Below are 9799 nucleotides of genomic sequence, written 5' to 3'. Positions count from 1 at the left end.
CTCCCACGTCCCCCCTCCCAAGATGGAGCATGGGGAACGCGACTACTGGAGCTTTTTGGAAAACCGCATTTTCATTTTCGGTTGTGGGCGTCGGTACAGTACCCGCAAGTGTAATCAGCACACTTTGTTGCCAAGGCCCGCCGATATGGCAAGTGCGGTACTTTTCACTTTCTCAACCGTTTCGGCCACGACATCCTTTCGATCAAGTAACGATAAAATCATTGTGAATCCCAGCGCGGCGACGACATTGCCACGTTGGTCCAGTACGGGCGCGGAAACACCCCCGATGCCTTCGAAAACGTCTTCTCTTCCGATGTAGAAGCCATCCTCCCGGATTTCATCCAATCTGCATATGAATTCCTCATCGTTGGTAATGGATTTGGAGGTGTAATGCTCGAGGGGATGTCTCTTGATGATGCGCATTTGTTCCTTTCTCGGCAGATACGCCATTAGCACCATGCCCAACATACCGAAATGCAACGGTCTCCGCCGGCCAATTTCCGATGTCGTCACCATGACGCCCTTTCCATCCCGTTTGTCCACGTAAACGAGATCGTCTTCCATCCGCACACCGAGAAGAATCGTATGCCCGATCTCGTTGCGCAGCCTTGTCAAATAGGGACCCGCAATCTTTCGTAGCGAAATCGAGGATAATGCAATCCCCCCCAATTCCAGCATTTTGTTACCCAGTTGATACAGCCTCGTCTGACTATCGTACTTCAGGTAATTCCGACTGGATAAATGGGACAGCAGTCTTAAGACCGTCGTTCGGTTTAGCCCGGTCTGTTGAATGATTTCGCCCTGGGTCAGCTCTTTTCGTTTGAAAGTGAAACATTCGAGGATATCCATGGCGCGGTCGACAGACTGCACATAATAGGTGGGTTTGGCTTGACCGTTATCTTTCATCACCCTGGCCCTTTGCATGGTTTGGACAATGCGATTTCGTATCTCAGGTTAAGTTGGTATTTATATAACCACTGAGACCAATAAAATACCCCTCTGGCATCGGGAAATGCAATCCATTTCCCTTGATCCGTTTCCTTGGGATGTTTAAAATTCAATTATGAATAATATTCATAATATTTACAAAAATTTTATATTACTTGACGCTATAATCTCTTCGTGGTAGCTGTTCATATTATGCTCGACTGTTTACAATATGATCATTTTGTTGTTTTTCGGCGGTCCATCCCGAAAGTGGTCAAAATGAATCTTCCCCGAAAAGGAAAGCCTTCGTTTCCAATCAGGAGAACAACAATGGGGCAACTATTGAAAGGCGTTCCACCTTACAGAGAAGAAGACATCAAGACATACATCGATAAACGGTGGTGGTGCGGAATCACACTCGGAGATCTGTTTGACAGGGCTTCAGACATGCATCCGGACAAGGAAGCGTTCGTGGATGAAACCAGCCGGTATACCTACGGACAGGCCAGGGAAAAAGTAGATCGGCTCGCCATCGGACTCATGCGACTGGGTATCGAAACGCTGGATCGCGTGCTCATTCAACTGCCCAACTGGAACGAATTTGTCTTCGCCTATTTTGCATGCCAGAAAATCGGCGCGGTGCCCGTACTTTTGATCGAGCGATACCGACAATTCGAAATCGATCGGCTCATTCGAATTACCGGCGCGACGGCGTGGATCCTCCCCTGGAGAACCCGTAAGGTCGATTTTTCGCCCATCGTCAACGATGTTTGTAAGGCACATCCAGAGATGACGCATGTGATTTCGGTACGCGGACGAATCGAGGGACGTGATTCCCCTATCCTCGAAACGTTGATTGAACAGTCCGCGCTGAATGAAGAAACGCTTTCCGCGTTGTCTCGGCGCCATCCTGATCCCATGCAGGTTGCCCACATGGGGCCCACCGGGGGAACCACGGGCGCGCCGAAGATCGTACCGCGCAATCATAACAGCCTGGCATGTTGCGTGGAATCCTGCTCTCTCTCTTGGGATCAGCATTGCGAAGATGTCAACCTGATTGCCGGCCCCATCGGACACGATCTGTCGTTTACCAAAGGGTTGTTGGGCAGCGTGATCACCATGGGGAAAGTGGTGTTTCTCTCCACGACGAATAATGAGGAGATATGTAAAACCATCGAGAAGGAGAAGGTTACCGCCATTATCTGGGTGCCCACCCTGGCCAAGCGGATGGTTCAGTTCGAAGATCTCGACAAATACGATCTGAGCAGCCTGCGAAAGATGCACAGTGGCGGCGGGGCCAGTCACCCCGATCTGGTCAGGGAGGTGATGGATACGCTCAATATGAAATTCTACAACGGATACGGCGGTACCGAAGGAATGACGTGCATCACCCGAACCGTGGACGACTACGATACCATCTGCGGCACCGTCGGCAGGCCCACGTTTCCATATGACCACTATAAAATTGTCGACGTTTTCGGGCAAACGCCTCCTGCGGGAGAACAGGGGGAACTGCTGGTCAAGGGACCATGCATGTTCTCGGGCTACTATGACAATCAGGAAGAGAACGCCAACGTATTCGACGAGGACGGCTACTTTCGGACCGGAGATTTGGCCACCATCGATGCCAGGGGCTATGTGACCATTACCGGGCGGGTGAAGGAAATGATCAACCGAGGGGGCGAAAGCATCAGTGCCACACAAATCGAAGGCCTGATCGGTCGCCATCCGGATGTCGCTGCGGTGGCGGTCATCCCCATGCCCGACCCTCTAATGGGGGAACGGGTATGCGCCTATATCGAAACAAGGGAAGCGGCCCGGCTGACGTTCGATGACATCATAACGTTTCTCAAGGAACAGCAGGCATCGGTGCTGCAACTGCCGGAGCGCATCGAGTTCATCGATTCCGTGCCGGTTACGGCTGCACAGAAATTAGATAAGCAGGCGTTGAAAAAAGATATTGAAATGAAGCTGAATAACGAGTTGAATGGAGTTCAGATATCGGTGATGTAAATTCTATCGCCCACATCAGTTGTATTCAGTGGCTCATCCAACAACCCGAAGGAGGAAGAACGCCATGCGTAGCAAGAAGACCGCAGTCGGAAGTATTGCCCTCTTGGCCCTGTTGCTGATCGTACCGCAGGGAAACCTTTCCGCGGCGCCCAAGGTCATCGATCTGAAATTCGCCACCTATTTGCCGGGCCCCCACGGGACGACCAAGGCATGTGAGCAATTTATCGCCGATCTGGAAGAGCAGACCCATGGACAGGTCAAGGTCCAATTCTTCCCGGGTGGGTCACTGGCCAAGGCACCTTCCATGATCAAAGCCATCGAAACCGGGATTGTCGACATCGGCCTGTCACATATCTCCTATACCCCCGGTCGGTTTCCTGTGACCGAGGTCTGTGAATTGCCTATCGGTTATCCCACCGGTTGGGTCGCCAACATCGCCATGAATGACTTCTACGACAAATACAAACCCAAAGAGTGGGATTCGGTGGTCCCCCTCTGGTTCCACGCCAACAGTCCATCGATTTTAGCCAGCACCAAACCCATCCGTACGATGGATGATTTCAAGGGGCAGATCATTCGGGCGCCGGGTCGCATGGCCGATGTCATTACCGCGCTGGGCGGCACACCGGCGCCCACGCCCATCGTGGAGACCTACGACGCCATCGCCAAGGGCGTGATCCACGGCGTCTTCGTCGGCATGGAGGGGGTCCGGGCGTTCAAATTCGGCGAAGTGACCCCCTACGTGACCAATTCATGGAACGTAGGCCCCAGCTATCCCTTTTACGTTGCCATGAACAAACGCAAGTATGAAAAGCTACCCGCCGACGTAAAGGCCGTCTTCGATCGTCTGTGCGGAGAATACAAGGAGAAGTTCGCCCTGGTCTGGAACGCCTCGGATTTCCCGGGTGAGGCCTTCGGCAAACAAAAGGGTGTCGAGTTTATCGAACTGTCCCAGGCGGAATTCGATCGCTGGATCACGGCCGTCGAGCCGGTGTTCGATGCCTACGTGAAGAGCATGGTCGACAAGGGATTCAAAGAGGATGAGGTCAAATCGTGGATCGCGTTTTTAAAACGCGCAAGACCGAGCTTCTCGAACAGCAAAAGGCCTTGCACATCAAATCCACCCAAGGCCCTGACGAGGTACGGGAATAGACGATTGCCACTCCGCATGTCGGCGAAGCGATCGGAATGCTGACATGCGGAGTGTGTCTTGACGGGTTGCGACCTTCACCGGTTCCATCTTAAAAAGCAGGAGCCTATGCGTTCAGTGAAAACCATCAAGCAATGGAATGATTCGTTCTGCCAGGTCGTTGAGAACGTGGGGCTCGTGGCCTTTCTTTTCATGATGCTGCTCACCACCGTGGATGTGGTGGGCGCCAAGGTGTTTCTGAAACCCGTTCCCGGTTCGCTGGATCTGATGATGCTGGCCCAGTTGATCAGCATGAGTTTCGCACTGGGGGCTTCCTTTGCCGCCCACCGGCATGTCACCGTCGAGTTTTTATTGCCCCTTTTGCCCAAACCGATTCAGAAAATCAGCCGGTGCCTGATTCATGGCCTCGTCTTCGCGTTGTTCGTCACCATGAGTTGGCGGCTGTTCATGCATGGATTCGACTTCAAGGCCTATGGCGAGGTCAGTCCCACCATCCGCATTCAGCTGTATCCATTTGTCTATGGCGCGGCGGCAGCCTTCATTCCGGCCTGCATCGCCGCCCTTTTGAATCTGATCCAATCGTTGATCGAGGTATTCTCCCATGGGTCCTGAAGCAACCGGCTTGATTGGCATCGTTTTGTTGTTGATTCTGTTTATGCTGCGCATGCCGGTGGCATTTGCCATGGCGTTCGTGGGGTTCACCGGCTTTGCCTATTTGAACGGGATCGAATCGGCATTGACCCTTTTGGCCCAGGATATCTACGAGACCCTCTCCTCCTATCCACTATCGGTCATTCCCATGTTCATCCTCATGGGGTCCATGGCCTACGCATCGGGGATCAGCCAGCGGCTGTACAAAACCTGTTATACGTGGCTGGGACATTTTCGGGGCGGACTGACCGTCGCCACCGTCGTGGCCTGCTCTGGATTCGCCGCCATTTGCGGCTCCACCGCGGCGACGGCAGCCACCATGGGGGGATCGCCCTGCCGGAAATGAAGAAGTACGGCTACGACGACCGGCTGGCCACGGGGACCGTGGCGTCGGCCGGCACCCTGGGCATCCTCATCCCCCCAGCACGGTCCTGATCGTCTATGGCATCCTGACCGAAGAGTCCATCGGTAAATTGTTCATCTCTGGTATCTTGCCTGGTATCATCATGACCTTGTTTTTCGTAATCACGGTCGTGATCCTCTGCCTGCGCAAACCCGATCTGGCACCCGCCGGTCCACGGACCAGCCTGAAGGCAAAGCTCACGTCCCTGGGCGGGATCGTGGAAGCTGTTTTACTGTTTCTGTTAACCATTGGCGGGCTGTTCCTGGGCTGGTTCAGCCCTACCCAGGCCGGTGCCATCGGCGCCTTCGGCGCCTTTCTGATCGGCCTGTTCAGGGGCAAGCTGCATTTTCGAAAAACCGTTGATGCACTCAAGGACGGCTTAAAGACATCCTGTATGGTACTCTTCATCATTACTGGAGCAGCGGTTTTCGGTCACTTTCTGACCATCTCCAACATTCCGTTCATGCTGGCCGACTGGGTGGGCGACCTGCCCATCCCCCCCATGGCCATCATGGGGATCATCGTGCTGATTTACTTCGTCGGCGGATTCTTCATGGATTCCATGGCCTTGATCGTGGTCACGATCCCCATTTTCTTTCCCATCGTGACCCGGTTCGAATTCGATCCCATCTGGTTCGGCGTGATCATCGTCATGGTGGGAGAAATGGGCGTTATCACCCCCCCAGTGGGGGTCAATGTGTTCGTCATTAAGGGGATTGTACCGGAAGTCCCCTTGGAGACGATTTACAGAGGAATTCTGCCTTTCCTGCTGGCGATTATCGTCCTTACCGCACTCCTGCTGATCTTTCCGCAGATTGCCACGCTGCTGCCAAACCTGGTTTATGGTCAATCGTAACTATTCCCGTTTAGCGACCCCATACGGCCATGTCTGGACACCCCCAAACCAGGAAAACGCCCGAGATAGCGTCGATTGGAAAAAACGGTTGTCCCCAAATGGTAGGATAGCCTTTTCGAGAATGCATCGAAAGGAGAGAAAGACGATGAAACAAGACAATGATCTGAAAAAAAAGGGCACCATCCACCTCACCGTCAACGGGAAAGACTATTATGCTGTTGCCATTGCTCATTATGAAGTGGTGGATGCCGTGCACCAAGCAACCCAACAGGGAGACGACCATGAGTAGCGCGTATCGATATATCGGCAAGGAGACACCGCGCAAGGATGCCCGCAACATCGTTGAAAAGCCCAATTCTTTGACGATATCAAGGTCCCCGGGATGCTTTACGGCAAAGTTCTCAGGAGCCCCCATGCCCACGCCGACATCACCCGCATCGATGTGTCCCGGGCCAATGGGTTGACCGGGGTCAGAGCTGTGCTCACCCACGAAGATGTTCCCCCCTGGGAATGGGGGATGCCCAGACAATTAATGATGATCTTTTTCGTTTTGCTCTGCAGATTATGGATTCATATCTTTAGTTGCCGAGGAAGCCAGATTAATGGTTGATAATCACAAGTTTACTGTGACTTTTGATAAGAACAGGGTCTCACCCACTTCCTGACGCTCCAGAAACCTGTGCTACACCCAGCCTATCTGAAACTTTACAAGCCAGAAAATGATCCAGCCTCGTCACCGCAATACCGGCCATTTCAACTTCCCGATGGGAGCGTGTTGAAAAGAAATCAGATCGTGGTCTAATAGGCATAAAACAGCCGTTGGATCTGCCGGCGGGTGCGCTTTTTCAAGAGGGCCAGCATGAGCAGAATCCTCGCCTTGGGCGGATTGAGCTCGTCGGCGGCGATGAAGCCAGGCGGTCGTCGTCGATCTCCACGTTGCGGCTTACCGTGCCGGTGGCGACCCGTGAACTGCGCACGATCACAATGCCGGCTTTGGCGGCCTTGGCGGCCCGTTCGATGGTGGCGGCGTTCATGTTGCCGTTGCCGTCGCCGGCGACCACGATTCCCCTGGCACCCCGCCCAACCGAGCAGTCGATCAAATCCGCCGGCATGTCGGCGCAGGCATACAGGATGTCCACCCGGGGCAGGGTGGTGATGCCGTCGATGGCAAATTCGCTCTGGTGGGTGTGCCGCCGGAAGGGCCGGTGGAAATAGTCGGTCAGGCCGTAATTGACCGTCCCGATGAGCGTTGATGGGGGAGACAAAGGTTTCCACGGCGGTGGTGTTGTTCTTGGTCAGGGAATGGGCGCCGTGGATGCGATCGTTCATCACCACCAGTGTGCCTCGGTTGGTTGCCTGGGCGTCGGCGGCCACGGCCACGGCGTTGTAAAGGTTGAGGGGGCCGTCGGCGCTGATGGCGGTAAAGGGACGCATGGCCCCGGTGAGCACTACCGGCCGCTTGCTGCGTACGGTCAGGTTGAGAAAATAGGCCGTCTCCTCCATGGTGTCGGTGCCGTGGGTGACCACCACACCGTCGATGTCTCCGGATTCAAGGAGGGTGTTGATGCGCTGGGCCAGCCGGCACATGATCGCCAGGGTCATGTCCTGGGATCCCACATTGGCAATCTGCTCGCCCTCTACCCGGGCGAGGGTCCGGATTTCGGGTACGGCATCGAGCATGGCCGCGATGTCGATTTGCCCCGACGCATATCCGGATTGGGCGGCCGAGGCCGCCGCACCGGCAATGGTTCCGCCGGTGGCGAGCACCATCACGCGTGGCAGGACGGGGTCGGGTGGATGGGTGGATGGCATGGGGGGTGATGCGCCCTTTGCTGGATGTCATCTATATCTTGATATGCTATAAAATGACGGTAGCATCGGCCGCCGGGCCAAATCAAGTCGTTATTGCAGCAAAGCGAGGGCTGAAAACAGGCCTTCAGGAAGGCATTGACGGCGCGGCGGTGAGCGTCACCCAGGTGTCGTAGTAGGGCGCTCCCTCACCCACATGGCTGGCCCGGTCGGAGGTCAGGCGGTTCAAGCCGTGGCCGGCCTTGATCCATCCGCCACGTTCGGCCACCGCGCAATCCGGTCGCATGCCCGGATCATTTTTGATCCGTACCTGAACGCGACCGACCGGACTGACCAGATAGCCGGTGCCATGCTCCGCCAGCCCGAATCGGTTCGTGGTCGAGGGGTGCAACAGGACCGTTGGCAGGCTGTCATGCTCGGCCATGCTGCGCTCCGAGCAGATGAAGCGGTGCGGTGCGATGGTTAACAACGTCAGGGGATAATCGGCGTCCTGCGCGCCTAGATCCGCCGGATCGAATGCAGTCATGAATTCGAACTTGCCCGAAGGCGTGGGAAAGCTGCCGTCGGCATAGGGAATCATGGGCGCGTTCAGGCGAAAGGGCCTTTTCTTCAGGTCTGCCAGGCAACCCCCCTGCCGCCAGATGGGGGTGCACAGGTCTTGCAGCCATTCGTCCACGTGGCGTTCGAAACGATCGGCAATCCCGAGACGACGGGCCAGGCCGCAAAACATGGCAAACTCCGAACGGCACTCCCCGATGGGCGCGATGGCCGGGTTGACCGGTCCCACGTAATTGTGCCCGTAGGAAGCCATGATGTCCTCTTCCTCCAGGAAGGTGGTGGCCGGTAGAAAAACCTGGGCCTGGTCGGCCGTATCATCGATAAAATGGCCTGAATAAACCACCATTTCGGCCCTTTCGAAGGCCTTGGCCACCTTGGCCGAATGCGGCGCCATGCACACGGGATTGGCGGCGGTGGTGAAGATCATGCGAATGGCGGGGTTGACCGCGTTGAGAATTTCCTCGCCAATGACGGGCATTGACAGGGTGCGTCGCTTTGGGTTGAGGTGATCCCCCCAGAATTGGGCGTCATAGGGGCCATATTCCTCGAAGCCCTGGCTGACCCCGCCGCCGGCAACGCCGATGTTGCCGCTGATGGCCGCCAGGGCATCGATGGCGCGGATGGTGTAATGGGCATGGATGTGACGATGCAGGCCCCATCCGAGCAAGGTGGCAGTCGGCCCAGCATTGATCAGGACTTCGGCGAGAAAGTGACCGTCGGATGGGCTGACACCGGCCCGGCGGCACAGGTCGTCAAAATCGAAGCGATTCAGAATATCCCGATAGCGATCGTTTCCCCGGCTGCATTGGCGCAGAAACCGTTTGCATTCGGCGCCCTGGTCCAATATCAGTTTGGCAGCCGCCATGGCGAGGAAAACATCGCGGCCCGGTGCCGGTGCGATGTGGCGGTCGGCCAGCCCGGCGGAGCGGCTCCGATAGGGGTCCACCAGGATGATGGTGCCGCCGCGGCGGCGTACCGAACGGATGATGGGAACCAGGCCGATATTGGTGGAAACGGGGTTGCGGCCCCACAGGATGACGGCATTGCTGTTATAATGGTCCAGGGGGTCGTGGGAGATGCGATTGCCCAGATCCAAGTTTTGGGCCGCCTGGCCCGTTCCGCCACACAGGGATCCGCTTAAGGTCGTGACGCCTCCCAATAAATTGAAAAAATAACGGTTCAGCAGTTTGAGGGCCGTACGCTCGCCATACCCCTGGTAGTAGAGAATTGCCTCGGGACCATCCGCCTTGATGATCTGCGCCATGTTCTCGGCAACCCGGTCCAGGACCTGGCTCCAGGTGGCGCGCTGCCAGCCGCCCGTCTTACCGGGTGCGCGCAGCATGGGGTGGCGCACTCGCTGCGGACTGTAGACCCGTTCGATGTAGCGGGCCGCCTTGGCGCAGGCCCGACCACGGGTCAACGGATGCCGTCG

The 9799-nt window shown here is 56.0% G+C and carries 7 protein-coding genes and 3 pseudogenes; 6 read left to right on the top strand and 4 right to left on the bottom strand.

Annotated elements, in window-relative coordinates:
* Positions 1–114 precede the first annotated feature (114 nt).
* Positions 115–906 (bottom strand): IclR family transcriptional regulator, encoded by a 792-nt coding sequence (locus JCM12296_RS29245; protein ID WP_054700401.1) that lies wholly within the window; start codon positions 904–906, stop codon positions 115–117.
* A gap of 351 nt (positions 907–1257) precedes the next feature.
* On the opposite strand from JCM12296_RS29245, the gene JCM12296_RS29240 reads away from it, so the two are divergent.
* The 6 genes and pseudogenes from JCM12296_RS29240 to JCM12296_RS50990 all read left to right on the top strand — a co-directional run.
* Entirely contained in the window at positions 1258–2940 is a 1683-nt protein-coding gene (locus tag JCM12296_RS29240) for an AMP-binding protein (RefSeq protein ID WP_054700399.1), read from the top strand.
* A 64-nt stretch (positions 2941–3004) separates the two neighbouring features.
* Positions 3005–4135 carry a TRAP transporter substrate-binding protein gene (locus tag JCM12296_RS29235; protein WP_054700397.1) on the top strand — a complete coding sequence of 377 codons (1131 nt, stop codon included), beginning with the start codon at positions 3005–3007 and terminating at the stop codon, positions 4133–4135.
* A 72-nt stretch (positions 4136–4207) separates the two neighbouring features.
* Positions 4208–4702, top strand: a complete 495-nt coding sequence (locus JCM12296_RS29230; RefSeq protein WP_054700396.1) for a TRAP transporter small permease — start codon at positions 4208–4210, stop codon at positions 4700–4702.
* A pseudogene (locus JCM12296_RS50995) lies at positions 4692–6000 on the top strand (TRAP transporter large permease). Before JCM12296_RS29230 ends, JCM12296_RS50995 begins: the two are co-directional and overlap by 11 nt.
* Positions 6001–6145: 145 nt before the next feature.
* Positions 6146–6289: a hypothetical protein gene (locus tag JCM12296_RS39120; RefSeq protein WP_157067996.1), complete on the top strand. Its 144-nt coding sequence runs from the start codon at positions 6146–6148 to the stop codon at positions 6287–6289.
* 69 nt (positions 6290–6358) lie between these two features.
* Positions 6359–6610, top strand: a pseudogene (locus tag JCM12296_RS50990) (hypothetical protein); the annotation flags it as partial.
* 235 nt (positions 6611–6845) lie between these two features.
* Here JCM12296_RS50990 and JCM12296_RS46150 read toward each other — a convergent pair.
* From JCM12296_RS46150 to JCM12296_RS29215, 3 genes and pseudogenes are all read right to left on the bottom strand, one after another.
* The gene (locus tag JCM12296_RS46150; protein ID WP_246805072.1) at positions 6846–7112 is read right to left on the bottom strand and encodes a hypothetical protein; all 267 of its coding nucleotides are present in this window, start codon (positions 7110–7112) and stop codon (positions 6846–6848) included.
* A 154-nt stretch (positions 7113–7266) separates the two neighbouring features.
* Positions 7267–7770, bottom strand: a pseudogene (locus JCM12296_RS46145) (asparaginase domain-containing protein); the annotation flags it as partial.
* 166 nt (positions 7771–7936) lie between these two features.
* On the bottom strand, positions 7937–9799 hold a 1863-nt coding region (locus JCM12296_RS29215; protein ID WP_054700394.1), incomplete at its 5' end, for a molybdopterin-dependent oxidoreductase.

The organism is Desulfosarcina cetonica JCM 12296, from assembly GCF_001311845.1.
Lineage (GTDB): Bacteria > Desulfobacterota > Desulfobacteria > Desulfobacterales > Desulfosarcinaceae > Desulfosarcina > Desulfosarcina cetonica.
The sequence above is the reverse complement of the archived record's forward strand: the minus strand, read 5'-3'. Positions and strand labels throughout refer to the sequence as shown.